Here is a 22,619-nt window from a genome sequence, read left to right on the forward strand (position 1 = left end):
TCGGGATGAATGGTGCCCAGGAGAGGACTCGAACCTCCACGTCCATACGGACACTAGCACCTGAAGCTAGCGCGTCTACCAATTCCGCCACCTGGGCAGGTGTCGTGAGGGGCGATTTAAAGATGGCGACGGGGGGTGTCAACGCGATTCTGGATTTTTCTTTCCGTTTTTTTGGCGCCGCCCCCCGCGCTGCTTTGCCGCTTGTGAAAAACGCCTTTAAAAGCTAAGCAGAACGCACCGAATTCAAGGAGACCCAGCATGTCGAAACTCGTCACCATCTATGGCGGTTCGGGCTTTGTGGGGCGGTACATCGCGCGCCGCATGGCGAAACAGGGCTGGCGCGTACGCGTCGCCGTGCGTCGTCCCAACGAAGCGCTTTATGTAAAACCATACGGTGCCGTCGGCCAGGTCGAACCCATCCTGTGTAACATTCGCGACGATGACAGCGTGCGCGCCGCCATGCAGGGGGCCGATGCGGTGGTCAACTGCGTGGGGGTTCTGGTCTCGTTGGGCAAGAACAGCTTCGACGCGGTTCAGAAGGACGGGGCCGCGCGCATTGCCCGCATCGCCACCGAACAGGGGGTGGGCCAGATGGTGCATCTCTCGGCCATCGGTGCGGATGCCGTCAGCACCTGCGACTACAAGCGCAGCAAGGGCGAGGGTGAAGCCGCTGTTCAGGCCGCTTTCCCGGGTGCGGTGATCCTGCGTCCTTCGCTGATCTTCGGGACCGAGGATGGGTTCTTCAACCGCTTCGCTGGCATGGCTGCGCTGATGGGGCCGGTTCTGCCGGTGGTCGGTGCCGAGACGAAGTTCCAGCCGGTATACGTTGATGATGTGGCTGCCGCCGCCGAAAAGGCTGTGCTGGGCGAGGCGGAGGCTGGCATTTACGAGCTGGGCGGCCCGGACGTCGAAACCATGCGCGAGCTGATGCACCGCATGTTGGGTGTGATCCAGCGCCGCCGCGGCGTGGTGAACATCCCGTTCTGGATCGCCCGCATCATGGGCTGGAGCTTTGACATGGTTCAGAAGTTCAGTTTCGGCCTCGTGCCAGCCACGCTAAGCCGCGATCAGGTCAAGGCGCTGCGCGAGGACAATGTGGTGGCCGAGGAAGCGCAGGGCTTCGAGGCTCTGGGCATTCAGCCCAAGGCGATGGGCGCGATCCTGCCGGATTACCTGTGGCGTTTCCGCCCGTCCGGCCAGTATGCGGCAATCACCAACTCGGCCAAGAATCTCAAGGCCTGACGGGTTCAGAACTCACGTGAGCCGCCGCCCCAATTGGGCGGCGGTTTTTTTCAGCTATAGGCGAAGCCCAAGAGAACCCCGCCCAGCGCGACGCGGTAGATCACGTAGGGGGTAAAGTTTACCGATTTCAGCAGCCGCATCATCAGGCTCAACGCCAGCAGAGCGGCGACGCAGGAGAAGGTGGCGGCAATTGCGCCGTCCCGCGCAGCGGCCATGTTCGCCGTTCCGACGACTTCGATCCCCAACAGCGTGCCCGAGGCGATGATCGTCGGGATCGACATCAGCATGGCCAGCTTTGCGCCATCCTCGCGCGCATAGCCCAGCGCGCGGGCGCCGGAGATCGTTGCGCCCGACCTGGAGGTGCCCGGTATCAGTGCCAAAGCCTGCCACAGCCCCATGATCAGCGCATCGCGCAGGGACCAGTCGCCCTCGCGCTTGGTTGTCGGGCCACGCTTGTCGGCCAGCCAGAGCACGACACCGAAGGTGATCATGGTCCAGCCGATCACGGCGACCGAACGCATCGCGTCGGACAGGCCCGTTGCCTTCAGCACAAACCCTGCGATGACAACCGGTATGGTGGAGGCCGCCAGCAGGAAGGCCAGCCGAGAGCCTGGCGTGTCGATCTTGCCGCGCAGCAGGCGCGGCACCCCGCCCATCGCCGCGCGAACATCCGCCCAGAAGAACAGGATCACCGCGATCAGCGTGCCCAGATGCACCGCCACATCGATCACCTGGCCCTGATCCTCATAGCCTGTCAGCGTGGGAATCAGAATCAGGTGGCCAGAGGAGGACACCGGAAGGAACTCGGTAACCCCTTGAACCACGGCGATTATGAAGAGGTGCAGCAGTGACATCTTGACCCGTTCAGTTAGAAGCTGGCGTCAAGCTAACTGATTGAGGTGAAAAGGAAAGCCGGTATAAGGGTCATAGTATATTACCTAAAACTTTGCCACAACGTTGCTGTTCGGCCCAAAATCGAACAGAATATTTGATTATAGGGCAGCACTTCTGACTTTTCTTTTTTCCTCGACCCGATTACACAAACGAACCTAGCCAAAAGATGGAGAGCGAGGGATGGCCAAGCAGCCGATGCTGAAATTCGTGACCGTGGACCGCGACATGCCCGAAAAGCGTGGGGCAGAGGCGCGTAGCCAGGATTTCAACGAAATCTATGCCGAGTTCGCCGCCGCCAAGGCCGAGGAACAGGCAAGCCGCTGCAGCCAGTGCGGCGTGCCCTATTGCCAGGCACACTGCCCCCTGTCCAACAACATCCCCGACTGGCTACGCATGACTGCCACCGGTCGGTTGAAAGAAGCCTATGCGCTCAGCCAGTCCACCAACACCTTCCCGGAAATCTGCGGCCGCATCTGCCCGCAGGACCGCCTGTGTGAAGGCAACTGCGTGATCGAACAGTCGGGCCATGAGACCGTGACCATCGGCGCGGTGGAAAAATACATTACCGATACCGCCTGGGAAGAAGGCTGGGTCGAGGACATCGTGCCCGGCGCCCAACGGGGCGAAAGCGTGGGCATCATCGGCGCGGGCCCCGGTGGTCTGGCTGCTGCCGATCGCCTGGTGCGTGCGGGCATCCAGGTCACCGTCTATGACCGCCACGACCGCGCTGGCGGGTTGCTGACCTATGGCATCCCGGGCTTCAAGCTGGAGAAGGACGTGATCATGCGCCGCTTCGACCAGTTGGAAAAGGCCGGTGTGAAATTCGTGCTGAACTGCAATGTCGGCGAGGATCTGACCTTCCAGGCCATTCGCGGCCAGCATGACGCAGTGCTGATTGCCACCGGCGTCTACAAGTCGCGCGACCTGCAGGGCCCCGGCGCGGGCGCGCAGGGCATCGTCAAGGCAATCGACTATCTGACCTGCTCGAACCGTCTGAATTTCGGCGACACCGTGGCTGAATACGAAAGCGGTGAGCTGAATGCCGAGGGCAAGAAGGTCGTCGTCATCGGCGGCGGCGACACCGCGATGGATTGTGTGCGCACGGCCATTCGTCAGGGCGCCGAGAGCGTCAAATGCCTCTACCGCCGCGACCGCGCCAACATGCCGGGTTCGCAGCGAGAAACCAAGAATGCGGAAGAGGAAGGTGTGGAATTCGTCTGGCTCGCCGCGCCCAAGGGCTTTGCCGGTGATCCGGTCAGCGGCGTCATGGTGCAGAAAATGCGCCTGGGCGCCCCGGATGCGTCGGGCCGTCAGAGCCCCGAGGTGATCGAAGGCGCGGACTACGTCGAAGAGGCTGACCTGGTGATCAAGGCGCTGGGTTTCGAGCCCGAAGACCTGCCGACCCTCTGGGGTGAACCCGACCTGCCGGTAACCCGCTGGGGCACTATCAAGGCCCAGTTCAACACTGGCCGGACCGATCTGGACGGTGTCTGGGCCGTGGGCGACATCGTGCGCGGTGCCTCGTTGGTGGTCTGGGCGATCAAGGATGGGCGTGACGCCGCCGACAACATCCTGGACACGCTGAACGCCCAGGCGCAGGTCGCTGCGGAATAACCATGGCCGACGCCGTCGTTCACCAATACCAGCTGCTGCACGCAGACCCCGGGCTGAGGATCACCTTTCAGCCCGGCAAGGGTCGTGCGCTGGTGGTGAACTTCATGACCTTCGGCTCGCATCAGCGCGGGTGGGATATCCCGGACGTTGGCATGCCCGACCAGTTGAGTGAAGCCGCACAGCACAATGTCCTGCACATCAAGGACATGACCGGTGGCTACTACACCCACCCTGGCCAGATCCGCACCATCGTCGACACGCTGTCCGCCCTGCAGAAGGACCATCGGTTCGAGAAGCTGGTGAGCTTCGGCAACTCGATGGGCGGCTATGGCGCGATTCTGTTCAACCGTTGGGTGCCCTTCGATGCGACGGTTGCGGGCACGCCGGTCGTGGACCTGGGCCCTCTGACGCGCCGGATCGACCCGCGCGGGGATCGCATCCTGTGGAATGTGCATGACCAGGCCGAGGGGACCTCAATCCTGGGCACGGCGGCGGCTTGCAAGCGGCTTTACATGTTCTACCCGCTCTCGACGCCCGACCTGGCCCATGCCGCTCTGTTTCCGCAGAGTGACACGGTGCATCACTTTGCGTTTCCCGCAGGTCCGCACGCGATTTTCGTGCCGATGCTGAAGAAATTCGGCGTGGGTGCGTTGATCCGTCGTGTCCTGGCCGACGACCCCGCCGCGGTGGCACGTCTGGTTGCGCAATATGGCGGGTTCGACCGGTCGCAAGGCGCCGATGAGGATGTAATTGCCGATCTGGCCGAAGCGCCCGAACTGCCCCAGCTGTCCATCAATGAAACGCCCGCAGAAATGGCCGAGATTCGCGAACGTACCGGGAGCGCCGCATGAAACGCTTGATCCCCCTACTGCTCCTGCCCTTGCCAGCAATGGCGTCCGAGTCCATCGTGCCCGAGGGTTGCGAGGCCTTCCTGACAGTGCAGACCCAAGGCTGTACCTCGCTCCTGATGTGGCGTTGCGAGAAAGAGCCCGAGGGCTACCATTGGTCTGCCGCCTTCGACGATCAAGGGCTGCTGTCGGTGTCGTCCTATGATCACCAGTACCAATGGCTCGACACCACCTACCTGTGGGACAACTCGCGCGAAGTGCTGTTGGACAGCGAAGACCCGATCCACATGGATGACCTGTTCGAGACCGGGCATGACACCTTTGCCTTTACCGTGCGCCGCACCATGGTGGGCCACACCCAGACCATGCGCGTGATTGGCGCGGATGTGCTGACCGGCGAAAGCGTGACCATCGACGGGGTTGCGCTGGAGGAACTGGCGACCGAGCTGCGTTATTTCACCGAAGGCGGTGAGGTTGATTACCAGTCCAAGGGCACCCAATACGTTAGCCGCGAGATGCGCCTGTTCTTCCCGGCCCAGGACGAGGTCGTGGCCCAGGACGGCGGCACCATCGAATACGACTCGCGTCCGGTGGATTTCATCTACCCCGGTGAACCCGGCTTCGGTGTCACGACGCCGTTGTATGGCTGCGAAGAGATCAAGACAGGGCATCGCGATGCAGGGTAGATGCATGTGCGGGGCCGTTACGATCAATGCGACCCTGACCGAAGACCGGCTGCGGGCCTGCCACTGCGACATGTGCCGCGCCTGGACCTCTGGTGCTTTTGTGTCCGTGGCCAGTGAGCCGGGCAGCGTGACCGCCGAGGGGCCGATCAAGGTGATCCAGACTTCGGACTGGGCCCAGCGCGCAATCTGCGCCGAATGCGGCAGCCCGCTGTGGTACGAGATCACCGCCGAGGGTCCCGGACATGGGCAGAAGAACCTATCCGCCGGCCTGTTCCCGGATGCAGCAGGCATGGACCTGAAACTGGAATTTTATAGCGACAAGAAACCTGGTGGCTATGCCTTTGATGGCGACCACAGGAAGATGACCGAGGCTGAAATGCTTGCCATTTTCGCCCCGAAAGACGGAGACACGACATGACCAAATATGATGCCGAATGGGTCAAGAACGAAGAAGCCCGCCGCGCCTATATGGCCGAGCATTCGCTCTATCGCGCTGAAGACGAGCACAGTTCCTGCGGCGTTGGCCTGGTGGTGTCCGTGGATGGCAAGCCTTCGCGCAAGGTCGTCGATGCGGGTATCGACGCGCTGAAGGCGATCTGGCACCGGGGCGCCGTGGACGCCGACGGCAAGACCGGTGACGGTGCGGGCATCCATGTGCAGATCCCGGTTCCCTTCTTCTATGACCAGATCCGCCGCACCGGGCACGAGCCCCGCATGGACGAGCTGATCGCGGTCGGTCAGGTCTTCCTGCCCCGCACCGATTTCGGTGCGCAGGAAACCTGTCGCACCATCGTCGAGACCGAAGTCCTGAAAATGGGCTATTCGATCTATGGCTGGCGCCACGTGCCGGTCGATGTCTCCTGCCTGGGCGAGAAGGCCAATGCGACCCGTCCGGAGATCGAGCAGATCCTGATCTCGAACTCCAAGGGTGTGGACGAAGAGACCTTTGAACGCGAGCTTTACGTGATCCGTCGCCGGATCGAGAAAGCCGCTCAGGCGGCCTCGATCAATGACCTCTACCTGGCGTCGCTGTCCTGCCGCTCGATCATCTACAAGGGCATGATGCTGGCTGAACAGGTCGCCGTCTTCTACCCGGACCTGCTGGACGAACGGTTCGAATCGGCCTTCGCGATCTATCACCAGCGCTATTCCACCAATACCTTCCCGCAATGGTGGCTGGCTCAGCCCTTCCGCATGTTGGCTCATAACGGCGAGATCAACACGCTGAAGGGCAACGTCAACTGGATGAAAAGCCACGAGATCCGCATGGCCTCGTCCTTCTTTGGCGAGTTGGCTGAGGACATCAAGCCGATCGTCACCGGCGGTGCGTCGGACTCCGCCGCGCTGGACGGTGTGTTCGAAGTGCTGGTGCGCGCCGGCCGCTCCGCGCCGATGGCCAAGACCATGCTGGTGCCGGAAAGCTGGTCGAAACAGGCCGTGGACCTGCCGCAGTCCTGGAAGGATATGTATTCCTACTGCAACTCGGTCATGGAACCCTGGGACGGCCCGGCAGCCCTGGCGATGACCGATGGCCGCTGGGTCTGTGCGGGTCTGGACCGCAACGGTCTGCGCCCGATGCGTTATGTTGTGACCGGCGACGGGTTGGTGATCGCGGGCTCCGAAGCGGGCATGGTGCCTACTGACGAAGCGACCGTGGTCGAAAAAGGCGCCCTGGGCCCGGGTCAGATGCTGGCCGTGGATATGGCCGAAGGCGCGCTCTATCACGATACCGAAATCAAGGACAAACTGGCTGCCAGCCGCCCCTTCGGCGACTGGGTCGGCAAGATCGTCGACATGGATGCCGAGCTGGCCCAGGTCGAGGAACAACCGCTGTTCACCGGCGAAGAGCTGCGCCAGCGTCAGATCGCGGCCGGTTATACGCTGGAAGAGCTGGAACACATCCTGGCCCCGATGGCCGAGGATGGGAAAGAGGCGCTGGCCTCGATGGGGGATGACACCCCGTCGGCGGTCCTGTCGACCAAGTATCGCCCGCTGTCCCATTTCTTCCGTCAGAACTTCAGCCAGGTGACCAACCCGCCGATCGACAGCTTGCGCGAATATCGCGTGATGTCGCTGAAAACGCGGTTCGGCAACCTCAAGAACGTGCTCGACGAAAGCTCCAGCCAGACGGAAATCCTGGTGCTGGACAGCCCCTTCGTCGGCAACGCTCAGTTCGACAGGCTGGTTGAAGGCTTCAATACGCAGATGGCGCGGATTGACTGCACCTTCCCGGCTGACGCCGGGGCTGGTGGGCTGTCTGCAGGCCTCAAACGCATCCGCGAGGAGGCGGAAGAGGCCGTGCGTTCCGGCGCGGGCCACATCGTCCTGTCGGATCGTGACCAGGGCGAGGGCCGTATTGCCATGCCGATGATCCTGGCGACCTCGGCCGTGCACAGCTGGCTGACTCGCAAGGGCCTGCGCACCTTTACCTCGCTGAACGTGCGCTCGGCCGAATGTATCGACCCGCATTACTTTGCAGTCCTGGTTGGCTGTGGTGCGACCACCGTCAACGCCTACCTGGCCGAGGACAGCCTGGCCGACCGCATCGACCGTGGCCTGCTGGACTGCACCCTGACCGAGGCGACCCGTCGCTACCGCGAGGCCATCGACCAGGGTCTGCTGAAGATCATGGCGAAGATGGGGATCTCGGTCATTTCTTCCTACCGTGGTGGTTTGAACTTCGAGGCCGTGGGGCTGTCGCGCGCCATGTGCGCCGAATATTTCCCCGGCATGGTGTCGCGGATTTCGGGCATCGGTGTGTCGGGCATTCAGAAGAAGCTGGAAGCGGTGCACGCCGCGGGCTTCGGCGCAGGAAATGGGGGTGGCAACGCGGCCATGCCGGTCGGCGGCTTCTACAAGGCGCGCCGCTCCGGCGAGACCCATGCCTGGGAAGCCCAGACCATGCACCTGTTGCAGCACGCCTGTAACAAGGCGTCCTATGAGCTGTGGAAACAGTATTCATCCCGCATGCAGTCGAACCCGCCGATCCACCTGCGTGACCTGTTGGACATCAAGCCCATCGGCACGCCGGTTCCGATTGAAGAGGTCGAATCGATCACCGCGATCCGCAAGCGTTTCGTCACCCCGGGCATGTCCCTGGGCGCCCTGTCGCCCGAGGCACACCGTACCCTGTCGATCGCGATGAACCGCATCGGCGCCAAGTCGGATTCGGGTGAAGGCGGCGAAAGCCCCGAGGATTTCACCCCCGAACCCAATGGCGACAACGCGTCGGCGAAGATCAAGCAGGTCGCGTCGGGCCGTTTCGGCGTGACGGCAGAATATCTGCTGCATTGTGAAGAGCTTGAGATCAAGGTTGCCCAGGGCGCCAAGCCCGGCGAGGGTGGTCAGCTGCCCGGCATGAAGGTCACCGACCTGATTGCCAAGCTGCGCCATTCGACCAAGGGCGTGACCCTGATCTCGCCGCCGCCGCACCACGATATCTATTCGATCGAGGATCTGGCGCAGCTGATCTACGACCTCAAGCAGATCAACCCGCGCTGCAAGGTGACGGTCAAGCTGGTGGCCTCGTCCGGTGTCGGCACGATTGCCGCCGGTGTGGCCAAGGCCAAGGCGGATATCATCCTGATCTCGGGCCACAATGGTGGCACCGGCGCCAGCCCGGCGACCTCGATCAAGTTCGCTGGTCTGCCGTGGGAAATGGGCCTGACCGAAGCGCACCAGGTGCTCGCCATGAACAACCTGCGCGAACGCGTGACCCTGCGCACCGATGGTGGTCTGCGCACCGGTCGTGACATCGTCATGGCCGCGATGATGGGGGCCGAGGAATACGGTATCGGCACCGCCGCCCTGATCGCCATGGGCTGCATCATGGTGCGCCAGTGCCAGTCGAACACCTGCCCGGTCGGCGTCTGTACCCAGGACGACGACCTGCGCGCCAAGTTCGAGGGCACGGCGGACAAGGTGGTCAACCTGATCACCTTCTACGCCCAGGAAGTACGCGAGATCCTGGCCCGCATCGGCGCCCGTTCGCTGGACGAGATCATCGGCCGTGCCGACCTGCTAAGCCAGGTCAGCCGGGGTGCCGCGCATTTGGATGATCTGGACCTGAACCCGCTTCTGCTGACCGTGGATGGTGCGGATTCGATCGTCTACGACCGTGACCAGCCGCGCAACGCCGTGCCTGACACGCTGGATGCCGAGATCGTGCGCGACGCGCATCGCTTCCTGGAGGATGGCGAGAAGATGCAGCTCAGCTATGCCGTGCAGAACACCCACCGCACCGTGGGCACCCGCACGTCGAGCCACATCGTGCAGAACTTCGGCATGCGCAACAATCTTCAGCCGGATCACCTAACGGTGAAACTGACGGGCTCTGCCGGTCAGGCGCTGGGCGCCTTTGCCGCGCCGGGACTGAAGCTGGAGGTGTCGGGTGACGCCAACGACTATGTCGGCAAGGGCCTGTCCGGCGGCACCGTCGTGGTGCGCCCGCCGATGGCCTCGCCGCTGGTTGCGTCGGAGAATACGATCATCGGCAACACGGTTCTGTACGGCGCCACCGACGGCTACCTCTTTGCTGCCGGCCGCGCGGGCGAACGGTTTGCCGTGCGCAACTCCGGCGCCAAGGTGGTGATCGAGGGCTGCGGCGCCTGTGGTTGCGAATACATGACCGGCGGGATCGCGGTGATCCTGGGCACGATTGGGTCGAACTTCGGTGCAGGTATGACCGGGGGCATGGCCTACCTTTATGATCCGGAAGGTGACGCCCAGAACCACATGAACATGGAGACCCTAGTCACCAACACCGTCGCCAACCCGCATTGGGAGGCCGAGTTGAAAGGGCTGGTTGAGCGGCACTTCGAGGAAACCCGCAGCGTGAAGGCAGGCGAGATCCTGCAGCATTGGGAGACCGAGAAAGCCAACTTCCTGCAGGTCTGCCCGAAGGAGATGCTGGACAAGCTGCCCGCGCCCCTGGACTGCGAAGCGGCGGCGATCCCGGCCGAATAACCGGTATCAACACGATAACAAGGGCGGCCTCACCGGGCCGCCCTTTTCCTTTGCTTGACCCGCCCCCGTTCCGCGTGGTCAGAAAGACCCATGGCACGAGCAGCAAAATCCAAGGAAAAGCCCAAGGCGAAACCCGCCCGCTGGCGCCCACGCCCGCTGCGTTGGACCCTGCGCCAGATGCGCCGAATCCTGCTGCTGGCCATCGGCGTCTTTGCCCTGGCCATCAGCTTCTACGCCCTCTTCGACCCTTGGACGACGCCCTATATGATCGGCGAACGCGGCCGATTGGGCGAGATCGACTATCAATGGGTGCCGCTTGATGAGGTCGCCCCGGTCATGGCCCGGTCGGTGGTTGCCGCCGAGGACGCGAATTTCTGCGCCCATTGGGGCTTCGACATGGGTGCCATCCGCGCGGCCATCGAAGAAGGTGGCGGGCGCGGGGCCTCCACGCTCAGCCAACAGGTGGTCAAGAACGTCTATCTCTGGCACGGGCGCAGCTGGGTGCGTAAGGCGCTGGAGGCGTTGATCACTCCCGGCATGGAACTGGTCTGGTCCAAGCGCCGCATCATCGAGGTCTATCTGAACGTGGCCGAGTTCGATGAGGGTGTGTTTGGTGTCGAAGCCGCCGCGCGTCACTACTTCGGTGTGGGCCCCGAAGACCTCTCCGCGCAGCAGGCCGCATTGCTGGCCGCGTTGCTTCCGGATCCCAAACGCCGATCCGCCGCGCGACCCTCGGCCTTTGTCCAGCGACGTGCCGCCAGCATCCGTGATGGGGCCGCAACGATCCGCCGGGACGGGCGCGCGGCCTGTTTCGAGGATTGATCCTCCTGCCCATTTTGCGGCAATAGAGAGGAAACGCGCACGATTGCAGAGTTTCCCATGATCCGACTGTTCCACGTCCCCCTGTCCCCCTTCTGCCGCAAGGTCCGCCTGTCGCTGGCCGAAAAGAAGTTGGAGGTCGAGCTGGTCGAGGAAAGGTACTGGGAGAAAAGCGCCGAATTCCTGCGCCGTAACCCGGCGGGCAAGGTGCCGGTCCTGAAGATGGACGGTAAAGTTCTGACGGAAAGCGCGGCGATCTGTGAATATATCGAGGAGCGCCACCCGACACCGCCGCTGATGCCTACCGACCCGGATGGCAAATACGAGGTGCGTCGCCTGGTCACCTGGTTCGATGACAAGTTCCATCACGAGGTCACCTCGAAACTGCTATATGAGCGGGTCAACAAGAAGGTGATGAAACAGGGTTACCCGGACTCCACCTCTGTGAAAGCCGGGGCCAAGGCGATCAAGTATCACCTGGATTACATGGGCTGGCTGCTGGACCAGCGCCGCTGGCTGGCGGGCGATCAGATGAGCCTGGCCGATTTCGCCGCCGCCGCGCATCTGTCGGCGCTGGATTACATTTCGGACGTGGACTGGAACCGCAACGCGAACGTGCGCGAGTGGTACGCCAAGATCAAATCGCGCCCCGCGTTTCGCTCGATCCTGGCCGACCAGGTGCCCGGCTTCCCGCCGCCCGGCCACTATGCGGATCTGGACTTTTGACCGCCGAGGTCAAAGTCGCGATCATCGACAAGGCGCTTGAGGAAGGGTTTGCGCAAGCGGGTGTCTGCCGCCCGGATGCCGTGCCTGAAATTGCCGACCGTCTGGCGCAGTTCGTGGCCGAGGGCAAACATGGCGACATGGGCTGGATGGGTGAGCGCATGCATTGGCGCGGAAACCCCGCCGCGCTTTGGCCCGAGGCGCGATCGGTCATCATGCTGGCCGAACCCTATACGCAGGACCACGACCCCCGTGATGTGCTAGCCATGCCCGACCGCGGTGCGATCAGCGTCTATGCGCAGAACCGCGACTATCACGACATCGTCAAGAAGCGGCTGAAACGGGTCGGGCGCTGGCTGATCGACCAGTACGGGGGTGAAATCAAGGTTTTCGTCGACACTGCCCCGGTGATGGAAAAACCCCTGGCTGCTGCCGCCGGGTTGGGCTGGCAGGGCAAACATACAAACCTTCTGTCCCGCGAGTTGGGCAGCTGGTTCTTCCTGGGCGCGATCTTCACCACGCTCGAGCTGCCGGTGGATGAGCCGGGGCGGGAGAACTGCGGGACTTGTACTGCCTGCCTGGATGTCTGTCCGACCAATGCGTTTCCCGCGCCCTTCCAGTTGGATGCGCGACGCTGCATTTCCTACCTGACGATTGAGCATCAGGGGCCGATCGACCCCGAACTGCGGCCCCTGCTGGGCAACCATATCTACGGCTGCGATGACTGTCTGGCGGCCTGCCCGTGGAACAAGTTCGCGGTCGAGGCGCATGAGCTGCGCTATGCCGCGCGCGATGATCTGCTGGCACCGAAACTGGCAGATCTGGTCGCCCTGGGTGATTCGGAATTTCGCAGTTTTTTCAGCGGCTCGCCGGTAAAACGGCTGGGCCGCGACCGTTTTGTGCGCAATGTGCTCTACGCCATCGGAAACTCCCGCGACGTCAGCCTGATCCCGACCGTGAGGCAGCTTGTCGCAGACCCGGCCCCGGTGGTGGCAGACGCTGCGCGATGGGCCCTTGAAATACTGGAAAACAAACCGCGCTAGGGCCGCCATTTGATCTGGATCAATTTCCTGGAATTGTTCTAAATCAAAGTGTATTTTGAATAAGAATTAGAATGCTTCCAATGCGTAACTTGGAGGCTACAATGCAACGCATCATCCCCACTCTTCTGGCATCCACCCTGCTGGCCAGCCCGGCCCTGGCCAATGACCTGCGCGAGGCGGCTCTGGACATGTTCAAACCCTTGCCCTCGACCGTGCCGGCGGTGGCGGACAACCCGATCACGCCCGCCAAGATCGAGCTGGGCAAGATGCTCTATTTCGATCCGCGCCTGTCTGCTTCGGGTGTGTTCAGCTGTTATTCCTGCCACAACCTTGCGACTGGTGGGGACGACAATTTGGAGACCTCCATCGGTCACGGCTGGCAAAAGGGGCCGCGCAATGCGCCGACCGTTCTGAACTCGGTCCTGAACGAGGCGCAGTTCTGGGACGGTCGCGCCGCCGACCTGGCCGAGCAGGCCAAGGGCCCGATCCAGGCCGGGGTCGAGATGGCCAACACGCCCGCCAATGTGGTCGCCACGCTGAACTCCATGCCCGGCTATGTCGCCGCTTTCGACAGTGCTTTCGACGGTGGGGATGCGGTCAGCTTCGACAATATGGCCAAGGCGATCGAGGCTTTCGAGGCGACCCTGCTGACCCCCGCGCCCTTTGATGCCTGGCTGAACGGAAATGACGCTGCGCTGAGCGAGGTCGAGCTGGCCGGGCTCGAGCTGTTCATGGACAAGGGTTGCGCCAGCTGCCATTCGGGCGTGAACGTGGGCGGCCATGGCTATTACCCGTTCGGTCTGATCGAAAAGCCCGGCAGCGACGTGCTGCCCGAGGGCGACAAGGGCCGCTTTGCGGTGACGGAAACCGCCGATGACGAATACGTCTTCCGGGCCTCGCCACTGCGCAATATCGCCGAAACCGCACCCTATTTCCATTCCGGCAAGGTCTGGGACCTCAAGGTCGCCGTGCAGATCATGGCGGAAAGCCAACTGGGAGAAGAGCTGACGGATGGGGAAGCCGATCAGATCGTCGCCTTCCTGGGGGCGCTGTCGGGCCCCGTGCCTGCGGTTTCGGTCCCGGCCCTTCCTGCAGAAACCGGTACCACCCCGCGTCCGACGGCAGAGATCCTGCCGCAATGATCCCACATCAGGGGTGAAGTCAGGTCGGTCCCTTCGGGGGCCGACCTTTGTCAGTCTGCCGGGGGTTTCACGCTCATCCGATAGGCTTCGACGGCCTTGTTGATCCCGCTGGAGGCTTCGGACAATGGGTAGGGGCCAATCGTTGAAGGGCCGATCACATAGGTGACCCAGGTGCCCGATCCACCGGTGCGCGCAAATTTCACGTTTACATGGACCCCCTTGGCGCGAAAGGCGTTGGAAAAGGCACGGTGCATCTCGGCCTGGGACTTGCCGTCGGAATAGCGCGGATCGTAGGAGATATGCGCCACGATCTCGAATACCGGGCCGCCGCCACGTTCGAAGGCATCCAGGCTCTCGCGGGTAATGCCCAGGGGGCGCACGTGGGGGTTCTTGGTAAACCAGTAATAGGTCAGCGCACCGGCGGTCGGAGCAACCACCAGGAGGATGACGATCAGCAGGTGCATGACGCTGCGCTGCATTACCAGCATAAGAAAACTCCTATCCCAAGTTGACCTCAGGATAGGAGTCACAGGTTCAAAACCGGTTAATACGCTTACGAGCGCACCAATTTCTCATAGGCTTCCGAGATCTCACGGGTCAGCGCGCCGACCTCGAAATGCCAGTCGCCGATCTGGCCGACCGGGGTGACCTCGGCGGCGGAGCCAGTCAGCCAGCACTGTTCGAACCCGTCCAGCTCGTCCGGCATGATGTGGCGTTCATGCACGGTGATGCCACGCTCCTTCAGCATGCCGATCACGGTCTGACGGGTCAGCCCGTTCAGGATCGCGTCGGGCAGCGGCGTATGCACTTCGCCGTCCTTGACGAAGAAGACATTGGCGCCGGTCGCCTCGGCCACGTAGCCGCGGTAGTCCATGAACAGCGCGTCCGAGCAGCCCTTTGCCTCGGCGGCGTGTTTCGACATGGTGCAGATCATGTAAAGACCCGCAGCCTTGGCAGCGGTCGGGATCGTTTCCGGCGAGGGGCGTTTCCACTTGGCCACGTCCAGCTTGGCACCCTTCATCTTGGCATCGCCGTAATAGTCACCCCATTCCCAGGCGGTGACTGCCATGCGGACCGGGTTGCGTGCGGCGCTGACACCCATGTCTTCGCCCGCACCACGCCAAGCCAGAACGCGCACATAGGCGTTGGTCAGGTTGTTGGCGTCCAGCACGGCGCGTTTGGCTGCCTCGATCTCGTCAACGGTGTAGGGGATCGGCATGTCCATCAGCTCGCCGGATTTCAGCAGGCGTTCCGAGTGTTTGCGGCTGAGGAACACCTTGCCCTCATAGCAGCGCTCGCCCTCGAATACCGACGAGGCATAATGCAGCGCGTGGCTCAGGATATGTACCTGCGCGTCGCGCCAGTCCACCATCTTGCCATCCATCCAGATCTTGCCGTCGCGGTCTTCGTATCCGCTCATGACCATGTTCCTTTGCTGTGCCACCTCGGGCGTTTCAAATTTGCGATTGTTGCGAAGATATGGCCGGTTCGGACATAATATTTCGCAAAATCCGACGATGGCTATCAATTGATTCTTGGAAAGTCAACAAGGCTGACATAAAATCCAAAACTGAAACATCAAACGTGATGAGGCGGCAGATGAATGACGGGCGGGCGCCAGGGGGGTCTCCGGGAGGACAGTCGCTGCTGTTCTTGACGGACGAACAGCTGCGCAAAGGGATCGAGGCGATGTTTTTCGCCTATCGTGGCTTTACCGCCGACCCGGATCGCATCCTGGATGAAAAAGGCTATGGGCGCGCGCATCATCGCGCGATCCACTTCATCTCGCGCAGCCCGGGCACCACGGTGAACAATCTTCTGTCGATATTGGGCGTGACGAAACAGAGCCTTAACCGGGTGCTGCGTACCCTGGTCGAGGACGGGTTGGTCGAAAGCCGGGTCGGCACGCGGGACAAGCGCGAGCGGCATCTGTTCCTGACCGACGAAGGCGAGGCGTTGGAACGTGAGTTGTCGGATGCGCAACGTGAGCGCATGCGGGTCGCTTACCGTGAGGCCGGGCCGGAGGCGGTCCAGGGATTTCGTGCGGTGCTGGAGGCGATGATGGACCCCGAGCTGCGCCGCCTGTTCAACCGGTTGAAGGATGCGGGACATGAGTGACGGAAATGATACCCACCTGCTGATTGTGGATGACGACGAACGCATTCGCGGGCTGTTGCAGAAGTTTCTGATTCGCCATGGGTTCTGGGTTTCGGCCGCGCGGGATGCGGCTCATGCGCGGCGCCTGTTGGATGGGTTGGAGTTCGACATGATCGTCATGGATGTGATGATGCCGGGCGAAGACGGGATCAGCCTGACCCGCGACCTGCGCGGGCGCATTGCCACGCCGATCTTGTTGTTGACCGCCAAGGGCGAGACCGAAGATCGCATCGCCGGGCTCGAAGCCGGGGCGGATGATTACCTGGCAAAACCGTTCGAGCCCAAGGAGCTTTTGCTGCGCATCAACGCGATCCTGCGCCGCGTGCCGCAGGTGGCCGCGGACCTGGCGCCGAAGATGCTGCAACTGGGTCCGGTGCGCTATGACGTCGAACGGGGCGAGCTATGGTCGGGCGAAGAGCTGGTGCGGCTGACCGCCACGGAAAGCCAGTTGATGAAGATCTTTGCCGGTTCGGTCGGCGAGCCGGTCAGCCGGGGCGATCTGGTCGAACAGTTGGGCCGTGCCGAGGGCCAGGCCCAGGAGCGCGCTGTGGACGTGCAGATCACCCGGTTGCGCAAGAAGATCGAGAGCGACCCGAAACAGCCCCGCTTCCTGCAAACCGTGCGCGGCGCGGGTTACATGCTGGCGCCGGAATAGGCGCCTCTGCCGGTCCGGTCAGTTCAGGTAATCCGCGCAGACCTTCGGGATGTCACCCGGCCAAAGCGCAAGGGGCAGAACGGTCATCTCGGTCGGACGAATGATCCGGGTGCGATCGGGGCCGATGTCAACGAAGGTCTTGCCTGACAGGAAGTTCATGTCACAAGTGCCCTGATCGTTCAGGTTCAGCGTGTCGTACCAGTCATAGGTATAGCCTGCGACCACGAACACGCCGCGCCGATAGGCGATGGTCAGGGTTTCGTGCCAACGGTTGCGGCCGATGGCTTCGTTCATCGAAATGACCTGCAATGACCCGTGAGGGGTGACGGCCAGTTCAGGCTCCTGCCCGATGCCGCCGACCCAGGCGATACCGGGCACCTCCAAAACGAAATTGCCGTTGTTCCAGATCTTCAGAGTCGCGTCATCGCCGCGCTGCATCGCGATCAGCTCGGCGCGATCATTGAGCCCCTCGCCGGTGAAATCGGCCACCAGGGTGGTGGAAAACTCCTGCGCCAGAGTTGGGCTTGCCGTTAGGGCAAGGGCGGCAACAAGGGAAACAAGGTGTCGCATATTGATCTTTCTCAATGGTTTGCCTCCGACTATTGCCATAGGCTCCGGCCATGACAACCGCTCTGTTCACCCACCCCGCCAGCCTGGATCACGTCACCCCTCACGGCCACCCGGAACAGGTGGCGCGGATCGAGGCGATCGAGGCGGTGTTGTCCGCCCCCGAGTTTGCGGCGCTGGACCGCCGCCTGGCCCCGCTTGGCGAACTGGAGACCATCCGCAAGGGTCATTCCAAGGTCTATTACAACCGCATCAAGGCGGCGATGCCGGACTATGGCGACGCGCATCTGGACCCTGACACGTTTATGTCACCTGGCACCTGGGAGGCGGCCTTGCGCGCAGTTGGCGGGGCCGTGGCCGCTGTCGATGCGGTCATGACTGGCGAGGCTACCAACGCTTTCGTCGCCACTCGTCCGCCGGGGCACCACGCCGAAAAAGCCCGCGCGATGGGGTTCTGTTTCTTCTCGAACGTGGCGATTGCGGCGATCCATGCGGCTAATGAATACGACCTTGGGCGCGTCGCGGTGATCGACTTCGACGTGCACCACGGCAATGGCACGCAGGATGTGCTGTGGCACGAAAGTCGGGTCAAGTTCGCCTCCTCCCACCAAATGCCCTTCTACCCGTTCACCGGCGGGATCCACCAGAAAGGCGCCTTCGGGCAGATCATCAACGTGCCGCTTGAGGAAGCCACCGGCGGTGCGGTCATGCGTGACGCCTACGAGGAAAAGGTCTTTCCAGTTCTGCGAGACTATGACCCCGACCTGATCGTGGTCTCGGCGGGTTTCGACGCCCATGTCCGCGACCCACTGGCGGGGCTGCAATGGGAGAACGAGGATTTTTCCTGGCTGGCGACCCGCATCTGCGATCTGGCCTCCGAATGCTGCGCCGGGCGGGTGGTGTCCTGCCTGGAAGGCGGCTATGATCTCACGGCCCTGGGCGAGAGCGTCGGGGCATATGTGAGGGTCATGATGGAGCGCGGGGCATGAGCGGCAAGCCTGTGGAAGAAATGAGCTTCGAGGAAGCGATGCGCGAGCTGGAAGGCGTGGTCGGCCAGCTGGAACGCGGCGACGTGGCGCTGGAGGCGTCGATCAAGCTCTACGAACGCGGCGCTGCCTTGAAGGCGCGCTGTGAAACCACCTTGAAGGAGGCCGAGGAAAAGGTCGCCGCGATCACCCTGGATGCGAACGGCACCCCCACCGGCACCAAACCGGTCGAAGGGCTGTAATGTCCGACGGCAAGGGCTTTAGCTTCCAGCGCCTGCCCGACACCTCGCTGGATCCGCTACCATTCCCCGATGCGCTCAAGCGGGCGCAAGGCGTTGTCGCATCCAGCCTGGAGGCGAGTTTTCGCGGACAGACGCGACATGGAACGCCAGACCTGATCGCTGCGATGAAATATGCGCTGGACGGAGGAAAGGGGCTGCGGGCTTTCCTGGTTTTGGAAGGCGCGCGCGTCCACAATATTTCGGCGCAGAGTGCCGGGGGGGCCGCGCTGGCTGTTGAATGTTTGCATGCCTATTCGCTGATCCATGACGACCTGCCCTGTATGGACGACGACGACTTGCGGCGTGGCAAACCAACTGTTCACCGCAGATGGAATGAACATACGGCTGTTCTGGCCGGGGATGCGTTGCAGGCGCTCTGTTTCTGGCTGCTCACACACGCGTCGATCGGAGAGGAACGGATCGGGTTGAAATTGGTACGCCGCATGGCCGCAGCAGCTGGTCATTCCGGTATGGTTGGCGGGCAGATGGCTGATATCATGGCCGAGACACGCAAGACCCCGTACAGCCTGGACCAGATCATCGCAATTCAGAACGGCAAGACCGGCGCGTTGATCCGCTGGTCCGCCACTGCTGGTGCTATTCTGGCTGATGCCGAAATTGATGCGCTTGATACCTACGGGGACAAACTGGGCCTGGCCTTCCAGATCTGGGACGACGTGCTGGACGTCGAAGGGGATGCCGAGGCGGTTGGCAAGGCGGTTGGCAAGGATGCCGACGCGGGCAAGGCGACATTTGTGTCGCTCCTGGGGTTGGACGCGGCGAAAGCCCGCGCGCGCACCTTGATCGATGATGCCTGCGACGCTCTTTCCCCCTATGGCGACGACGCCGAAACCTTGCGGGAAGCCGCCCGGTTCGTTATCTCGCGAGACAGGTAAGCCAAGGAATTCCTCATGTCCGAGCGTCCCATCACGCCCATTCTGGACCGTATCGCGGTTCCCGCCGACATGAAGGCGCTATCGGACCGTGAGCTGGAGCAGCTGGCCCATGAGGTCCGGGCCGAGACGATCTCGGCCGTGTCCGAGACCGGTGGACACCTGGGCGCGGGGCTGGGGGTGGTCGAGCTGACCGTCGCGCTGCACGCCATCTTTGACACGCCGCGTGACCGGCTGATCTGGGACGTGGGCCACCAGTGTTATCCGCACAAGATCTTGACCGGGCGCCGCGACCGAATTCGCACCCTGCGCACCGAAGGCGGGCTGTCCGGGTTCACCAAACGCTCGGAAAGCGCGTTTGACCCGTTTGGCGCTGGGCATTCGTCCACTTCGATCAGCGCCGCGCTGGGCTTCGCCGTCGCCCGCGACCTGGGCGGTGCGCCGGAACACGGGATCGGCGATGCGATTGCGGTGATCGGCGATGGCTCCATGTCTGCAGGCATGGCGTTCGAGGCGATGAACAATGCGGGCCACCTGGGCAAGCGCCTGTTCGTGATCTTGAACGATAACGAGATGTCCATCGCGCCGCCCACGGGGGCGCTGTCCAGCTATCTGTCCCGCCTTTACGCGGGCGAGCCGTTCCAGGAGTTCAAGGCCGCGGCGAAGGGCGCGGTCAGCCTGCTGCCCGAACCTTTCCAGGAAGGTGCACGTCGGGCAAAGGAAATGCTCAAGGGCATGACCGTCGGCGGCACCCTGTTCGAGGAGTTGGGCTTTTCCTATGTCGGCCCCATTGACGGGCATGACATGGACCAGCTGATGAGTGTCCTGCGTACGGTGCACGACCGCGCCACCGGGCCGATGCTGATCCACGTGATTACCAAGAAAGGCAAGGGATACGGCCCCGCCGAAACGGCTGATGACAAGGGCCATGCGACCGCCAAGTTCGACGTGGTGACCGGCAAGCAGCACAAGGCGCCGTCCAACGCGCCCAGCTACACGTCCGTGTTCGGCAAGGAACTGGTGCGCCTGGCTGCCGAAGACGACAAGGTCTGTGCCGTGACCGCCGCCATGCCAGATGGCACGGGGCTTGCGCAAATGCTGACCCGCTACCCGTCGCGCACCTTCGACGTGGGCATTGCCGAACAGCATGGCGTGACCTTCGCCGCCGGTCTGGCGGCGGGCGGGCTGAAACCTTTCTGCGCGATGTATTCGACCTTCTTGCAGCGTGGCTATGACCAGGTTGTGCATGACGTCGCGGTGCAACGCCTGCCGGTTCGTTTTGCCATCGACCGCGCGGGGTTGGTCGGTGCGGATGGCGCGACCCATGCGGGATCGTTCGACATCGCCTACCTGGCCAACCTGCCCGATATCGTGGTCATGGCCGCCGCTGATGAGGCGGAGCTGATGCACATGATCGCCACCGCGCATTCCATCGACGACCGCCCCTCGGCCTTCCGCTATCCGCGCGGCGAGGGCGTCGGCGTTGAGCTGCCCGAGAAGGGCGAGGTGCTGGAAATCGGCAAGGGTCGCATGATCCAGCAGGGTGCGCGCGTTGCCATCCTGTCCTTCGGCACCCGTCTCTCTGAGGTCGAAAAGGCTGCTGAAAAGCTTGAAGCGCGCGGGATTACACCGACCATTGCGGATGCCCGATTTGCCAAGCCGCTGGACCGCGAGATGATCCTGGGCCTGGCCGCCGACCACGAAGCCCTGATCACGATCGAGGAAGGCGCCGTGGGTGGATTCGGCAGCCATGTAGCGCAGCTTTTGTCCGACGAAGCCGTATTCGACACCGGGCTCAAGTTCCGTTCAATGGTGTTGCCCGACACATTCATCGACCACGCCAACCCTGCCGCAATGTATGCTGATGCCGGGCTGAATGCCGAGGATATCGAGGCCAAGGTCCTGCAGGTTCTGGGAATCACCCAGCTGGGAAGTCGCCGGGCCTGACCCAAGTCTAGCCTGACACAAAAAGGCCACATTTCCTTAAGATTCGGCGAAACTCCGCCGGTTGGGCTGGACTCGAATCAGCTTGCAAGAAGAGTCGATAACGTCTGCTCAAGAAAGGCGTTACCAATGAAAAAAATCATCCTTGCTGCTGCATTGACCCTGTCTGCCAACTCGGTCTTCGCCGACGGCTACACCGATCCGATTGTTGAACCGGCCGTGATCATTGAAGAGGCGGCCTCTTCCTCCTCACACGGCATCCTGGTCCCAATCATGATGCTGATCTTCCTGGGCGTGGCGCTGTCCAGCGGCTCGTCCTATGTGCCGGAATGACTGACACTCATCAGCTCTCGTCAAGAAGCGCGGCCAACCCCTCGCGATAGGTGGGGTAGGTCAGCCTGACGCCCAACTCGTCCTTGATCCGGTCGTTCCGGACCCGTTTGGATTCGGCGTAGAAGCTGCGCGCCATCGGCGTCATCTCGGCGGTGGCGAAATCCTCGGCCGGGGGCGCTGGCAGGTCCAGCATCTCGGCCGCTAGGGCCAGCACGTCCTCGGGCGGTGCGGGCTCGTCATCACAGACATTATAGGACTGGCCCGGGTTGGGGCGCGCAATGGATGCCGCCAGGGTCCGGACGATGTCATCGACATGGATGCGCGAGAACAGCTGGTTCGGTTTCACGATCCGCCGCGCCGTGCCCGCGCGCACCTTGGCGAACGGGCCGCGCCCGGGGCCATAGATCCCGGCCAGTCGGAAAATATGCAGCGGCAGATCAATTTCTGCCCAGCCCTCTTCCGCGGCCACGCGCCACTTGCCACGCTGGGTGGCAGGCGTCAGGGGCGTGTCCTCGTCGACCCAGCCGCCATCGTGATCGCCATAGACTGCCGTTGTGGACAGGTAGCCGACCCAATCGAACTTCGCTGATTTAAGCTGTTCCGCGTAGGCGTTCAGCACTGGATCGCCCTCGGCGCGCGGGGCGATTGAGATCAACAGGTGGCTGGCCCAGTCCAGATGTTCGGTCATATCGGTGCCGGGCCATTGCAAGGAATCCCTGCCATCCCGCGTGGTGCCGCGCACCTCCCATCCCTCCGCGCGCAAACGGATCGCCAGCGCGCGGGCGGTGTAGCCATAGCCGAAGATCAGAAGTCGTTTCATGGGCGGC

The 22,619-nt window shown here is 62.7% G+C and carries 22 protein-coding genes and 1 tRNA gene; 17 read left to right on the forward strand and 6 right to left on the reverse strand.

The window, feature by feature from the left end; translation table 11 throughout:
• Nucleotides 1–10 precede the first annotated feature (10 nt).
• Nucleotides 11–97: transfer RNA gene (locus ACO07D_RS07525), tRNA-Leu, on the reverse strand.
• A gap of 161 nt (nt 98–258) precedes the next feature.
• Here ACO07D_RS07525 and ACO07D_RS07530 point away from each other — a divergent pair.
• Complete coding sequence (locus ACO07D_RS07530) at nt 259–1,242, forward strand: complex I NDUFA9 subunit family protein (RefSeq protein ID WP_421702341.1); 984 nt, start codon at nt 259–261, stop codon at nt 1,240–1,242.
• Nucleotides 1,243–1,292: 50 nt separating this feature from the next.
• On the opposite strand, the gene ACO07D_RS07535 is transcribed toward ACO07D_RS07530, so the two are convergent.
• Complete coding sequence (locus tag ACO07D_RS07535; protein WP_421702342.1) at nt 1,293–2,096, reverse strand: undecaprenyl-diphosphate phosphatase; 804 nt, start codon at nt 2,094–2,096, stop codon at nt 1,293–1,295.
• Between the two features lie 220 nt (nt 2,097–2,316).
• On the opposite strand from ACO07D_RS07535, the gene ACO07D_RS07540 reads away from it, so the two are divergent.
• The 9 genes from ACO07D_RS07540 to ACO07D_RS07580 all read left to right on the forward strand — a co-directional run bounded on the left by ACO07D_RS07540 (nt 2,317) and on the right by ACO07D_RS07580 (nt 13,976).
• Nucleotides 2,317–3,750 carry an NAD(P)-dependent oxidoreductase gene (locus tag ACO07D_RS07540; protein ID WP_421702343.1) on the forward strand — a complete coding sequence of 478 codons (1,434 nt, stop codon included), beginning with the start codon at nt 2,317–2,319 and terminating at the stop codon, nt 3,748–3,750.
• A 2-nt stretch (nt 3,751–3,752) separates the two neighbouring features.
• Nucleotides 3,753–4,601, forward strand: a complete 849-nt coding sequence (locus tag ACO07D_RS07545) for a hypothetical protein (RefSeq protein WP_421702344.1) — start codon at nt 3,753–3,755, stop codon at nt 4,599–4,601.
• Complete coding sequence (locus tag ACO07D_RS07550) at nt 4,598–5,284, forward strand: hypothetical protein (RefSeq protein WP_421702345.1); 687 nt, start codon at nt 4,598–4,600, stop codon at nt 5,282–5,284. Before ACO07D_RS07545 ends, ACO07D_RS07550 begins: the two co-directional genes overlap by 4 nt.
• Before the next feature lie 4 nt (nt 5,285–5,288).
• Entirely contained in the window at nt 5,289–5,702 is a 414-nt protein-coding gene (locus tag ACO07D_RS07555) for a GFA family protein (RefSeq protein ID WP_421702346.1), read from the forward strand.
• A complete protein-coding gene (gene gltB / locus ACO07D_RS07560; protein WP_421702347.1) occupies nt 5,699–10,249 on the forward strand; it encodes a glutamate synthase large subunit in 4,551 nt (1,516 codons plus the stop codon). The genes ACO07D_RS07555 and gltB overlap by 4 nt, the downstream gene beginning before the upstream one ends.
• A 90-nt stretch (nt 10,250–10,339) precedes the next feature.
• The gene (gene mtgA, locus ACO07D_RS07565) at nt 10,340–11,071 is read left to right on the forward strand and encodes a monofunctional biosynthetic peptidoglycan transglycosylase (protein ID WP_421702348.1); all 732 of its coding nucleotides are present in this window, start codon (nt 10,340–10,342) and stop codon (nt 11,069–11,071) included.
• Between the two features lie 57 nt (nt 11,072–11,128).
• The gene (locus ACO07D_RS07570) at nt 11,129–11,794 is read left to right on the forward strand and encodes a glutathione S-transferase family protein (protein ID WP_421702349.1); all 666 of its coding nucleotides are present in this window, start codon (nt 11,129–11,131) and stop codon (nt 11,792–11,794) included.
• Nucleotides 11,791–12,834: a tRNA epoxyqueuosine(34) reductase QueG gene (gene queG, locus ACO07D_RS07575; RefSeq protein ID WP_421702350.1), complete on the forward strand. Its 1,044-nt coding sequence runs from the start codon at nt 11,791–11,793 to the stop codon at nt 12,832–12,834. Before ACO07D_RS07570 ends, queG begins: the two co-directional genes overlap by 4 nt.
• Before the next feature lie 101 nt (nt 12,835–12,935).
• Nucleotides 12,936–13,976 (forward strand): cytochrome-c peroxidase, encoded by a 1,041-nt coding sequence (locus ACO07D_RS07580; protein WP_421702351.1) that lies wholly within the window; start codon nt 12,936–12,938, stop codon nt 13,974–13,976.
• 50 nt (nt 13,977–14,026) lie between these two features.
• Here ACO07D_RS07580 and ACO07D_RS07585 read toward each other — a convergent pair whose 3' ends face one another.
• Both ACO07D_RS07585 and ACO07D_RS07590 read right to left on the reverse strand, forming a co-directional pair.
• Entirely contained in the window at nt 14,027–14,464 is a 438-nt protein-coding gene (locus tag ACO07D_RS07585) for a hypothetical protein (protein ID WP_421702352.1), read from the reverse strand.
• A 65-nt stretch (nt 14,465–14,529) separates the two neighbouring features.
• On the reverse strand, nt 14,530–15,396 hold the full coding sequence (locus ACO07D_RS07590; RefSeq protein ID WP_421702353.1) for a branched-chain amino acid aminotransferase: 867 nt from the start codon (nt 15,394–15,396) through the stop codon (nt 14,530–14,532).
• A 179-nt stretch (nt 15,397–15,575) separates the two neighbouring features.
• Between ACO07D_RS07590 and ACO07D_RS07595 the strand changes: the two genes are divergently transcribed.
• Together ACO07D_RS07595 and ACO07D_RS07600 are read left to right on the forward strand one after the other, a co-directional pair.
• Nucleotides 15,576–16,094: a MarR family winged helix-turn-helix transcriptional regulator gene (locus ACO07D_RS07595; RefSeq protein ID WP_421705009.1), complete on the forward strand. Its 519-nt coding sequence runs from the start codon at nt 15,576–15,578 to the stop codon at nt 16,092–16,094.
• Nucleotides 16,087–16,788, forward strand: a complete 702-nt coding sequence (locus ACO07D_RS07600; protein ID WP_421702354.1) for a response regulator — start codon at nt 16,087–16,089, stop codon at nt 16,786–16,788. The genes ACO07D_RS07595 and ACO07D_RS07600 overlap by 8 nt, the downstream gene beginning before the upstream one ends.
• Nucleotides 16,789–16,806: 18 nt before the next feature.
• Here the strand turns inward: ACO07D_RS07600 and ACO07D_RS07605 are convergent, their stop codons facing one another.
• Nucleotides 16,807–17,358, reverse strand: a complete 552-nt coding sequence (locus ACO07D_RS07605) for a hypothetical protein (protein WP_421702355.1) — start codon at nt 17,356–17,358, stop codon at nt 16,807–16,809.
• Between the two features lie 50 nt (nt 17,359–17,408).
• On the opposite strand from ACO07D_RS07605, the gene ACO07D_RS07610 reads away from it, so the two are divergent.
• The 5 genes from ACO07D_RS07610 to ACO07D_RS07630 all read left to right on the forward strand — a co-directional run bounded on the left by ACO07D_RS07610 (nt 17,409) and on the right by ACO07D_RS07630 (nt 21,792).
• Nucleotides 17,409–18,344: a histone deacetylase family protein gene (locus ACO07D_RS07610; protein WP_421702356.1), complete on the forward strand. Its 936-nt coding sequence runs from the start codon at nt 17,409–17,411 to the stop codon at nt 18,342–18,344.
• Nucleotides 18,341–18,583 carry an exodeoxyribonuclease VII small subunit gene (locus ACO07D_RS07615; protein ID WP_421702357.1) on the forward strand — a complete coding sequence of 81 codons (243 nt, stop codon included), beginning with the start codon at nt 18,341–18,343 and terminating at the stop codon, nt 18,581–18,583. Before ACO07D_RS07610 ends, ACO07D_RS07615 begins: the two co-directional genes overlap by 4 nt.
• Nucleotides 18,583–19,518, forward strand: coding sequence for a polyprenyl synthetase family protein (locus ACO07D_RS07620; protein WP_421702358.1), 936 nt, complete (start codon nt 18,583–18,585; stop codon nt 19,516–19,518). Before ACO07D_RS07615 ends, ACO07D_RS07620 begins: the two co-directional genes overlap by 1 nt.
• A 15-nt stretch (nt 19,519–19,533) precedes the next feature.
• On the forward strand, nt 19,534–21,462 hold the full coding sequence (dxs, locus tag ACO07D_RS07625) for a 1-deoxy-D-xylulose-5-phosphate synthase (protein WP_421702359.1): 1,929 nt from the start codon (nt 19,534–19,536) through the stop codon (nt 21,460–21,462).
• Between the two features lie 126 nt (nt 21,463–21,588).
• On the forward strand, nt 21,589–21,792 hold the full coding sequence (locus tag ACO07D_RS07630) for a hypothetical protein (protein WP_421702360.1): 204 nt from the start codon (nt 21,589–21,591) through the stop codon (nt 21,790–21,792).
• A gap of 10 nt (nt 21,793–21,802) precedes the next feature.
• Here the strand turns inward: ACO07D_RS07630 and ACO07D_RS07635 are convergent, their stop codons facing one another.
• A complete protein-coding gene (locus tag ACO07D_RS07635) occupies nt 21,803–22,612 on the reverse strand; it encodes an SDR family oxidoreductase (protein WP_421702361.1) in 810 nt (269 codons plus the stop codon).
• Between the last annotated feature and the right edge of the window lie 7 nt (nt 22,613–22,619).

It is taken from the genome of Aliiroseovarius sp., from assembly GCF_965228805.1.
Lineage (GTDB): Bacteria > Pseudomonadota > Alphaproteobacteria > Rhodobacterales > Rhodobacteraceae > JASBTN01.

Excerpts from the sequence above, each read along its gene's own strand:
- mtgA (WP_421702348.1), top strand. The coding sequence starts at position 10,340 with ATGGCACGAGCAGCAAAATCCAAGGAAAAGCCCAAGGCGAAACCCGCC.
- ACO07D_RS07615 (WP_421702357.1), top strand. The coding sequence starts at position 18,341 with ATGAGCGGCAAGCCTGTGGAAGAAATGAGCTTCGAGGAAGCGATGCGC.
- ACO07D_RS07545 (WP_421702344.1), top strand. The coding sequence starts at position 3,753 with ATGGCCGACGCCGTCGTTCACCAATACCAGCTGCTGCACGCAGACCCC.
- ACO07D_RS07620 (WP_421702358.1), top strand. The coding sequence starts at position 18,583 with ATGTCCGACGGCAAGGGCTTTAGCTTCCAGCGCCTGCCCGACACCTCG.
- ACO07D_RS07555 (WP_421702346.1), top strand. The coding sequence starts at position 5,289 with ATGTGCGGGGCCGTTACGATCAATGCGACCCTGACCGAAGACCGGCTG.
- ACO07D_RS07540 (WP_421702343.1), top strand. The coding sequence starts at position 2,317 with ATGGCCAAGCAGCCGATGCTGAAATTCGTGACCGTGGACCGCGACATG.
- ACO07D_RS07605 (WP_421702355.1), bottom strand. The coding sequence starts at position 17,358 with ATGCGACACCTTGTTTCCCTTGTTGCCGCCCTTGCCCTAACGGCAAGC.
- ACO07D_RS07635 (WP_421702361.1), bottom strand. The coding sequence starts at position 22,612 with ATGAAACGACTTCTGATCTTCGGCTATGGCTACACCGCCCGCGCGCTG.
- ACO07D_RS07530 (WP_421702341.1), top strand. The coding sequence starts at position 259 with ATGTCGAAACTCGTCACCATCTATGGCGGTTCGGGCTTTGTGGGGCGG.
- ACO07D_RS07570 (WP_421702349.1), top strand. The coding sequence starts at position 11,129 with ATGATCCGACTGTTCCACGTCCCCCTGTCCCCCTTCTGCCGCAAGGTC.
- ACO07D_RS07550 (WP_421702345.1), top strand. The coding sequence starts at position 4,598 with ATGAAACGCTTGATCCCCCTACTGCTCCTGCCCTTGCCAGCAATGGCG.
- dxs (WP_421702359.1), top strand. The coding sequence starts at position 19,534 with ATGTCCGAGCGTCCCATCACGCCCATTCTGGACCGTATCGCGGTTCCC.
- ACO07D_RS07595 (WP_421705009.1), top strand. The coding sequence starts at position 15,576 with ATGAATGACGGGCGGGCGCCAGGGGGGTCTCCGGGAGGACAGTCGCTG.
- gltB (WP_421702347.1), top strand. The coding sequence starts at position 5,699 with ATGACCAAATATGATGCCGAATGGGTCAAGAACGAAGAAGCCCGCCGC.
- ACO07D_RS07585 (WP_421702352.1), bottom strand. The coding sequence starts at position 14,464 with ATGCTGGTAATGCAGCGCAGCGTCATGCACCTGCTGATCGTCATCCTC.
- ACO07D_RS07580 (WP_421702351.1), top strand. The coding sequence starts at position 12,936 with ATGCAACGCATCATCCCCACTCTTCTGGCATCCACCCTGCTGGCCAGC.
- ACO07D_RS07590 (WP_421702353.1), bottom strand. The coding sequence starts at position 15,396 with ATGAGCGGATACGAAGACCGCGACGGCAAGATCTGGATGGATGGCAAG.
- ACO07D_RS07600 (WP_421702354.1), top strand. The coding sequence starts at position 16,087 with ATGAGTGACGGAAATGATACCCACCTGCTGATTGTGGATGACGACGAA.
- ACO07D_RS07535 (WP_421702342.1), bottom strand. The coding sequence starts at position 2,096 with ATGTCACTGCTGCACCTCTTCATAATCGCCGTGGTTCAAGGGGTTACC.
- ACO07D_RS07610 (WP_421702356.1), top strand. The coding sequence starts at position 17,409 with ATGACAACCGCTCTGTTCACCCACCCCGCCAGCCTGGATCACGTCACC.
- ACO07D_RS07630 (WP_421702360.1), top strand. The coding sequence starts at position 21,589 with ATGAAAAAAATCATCCTTGCTGCTGCATTGACCCTGTCTGCCAACTCG.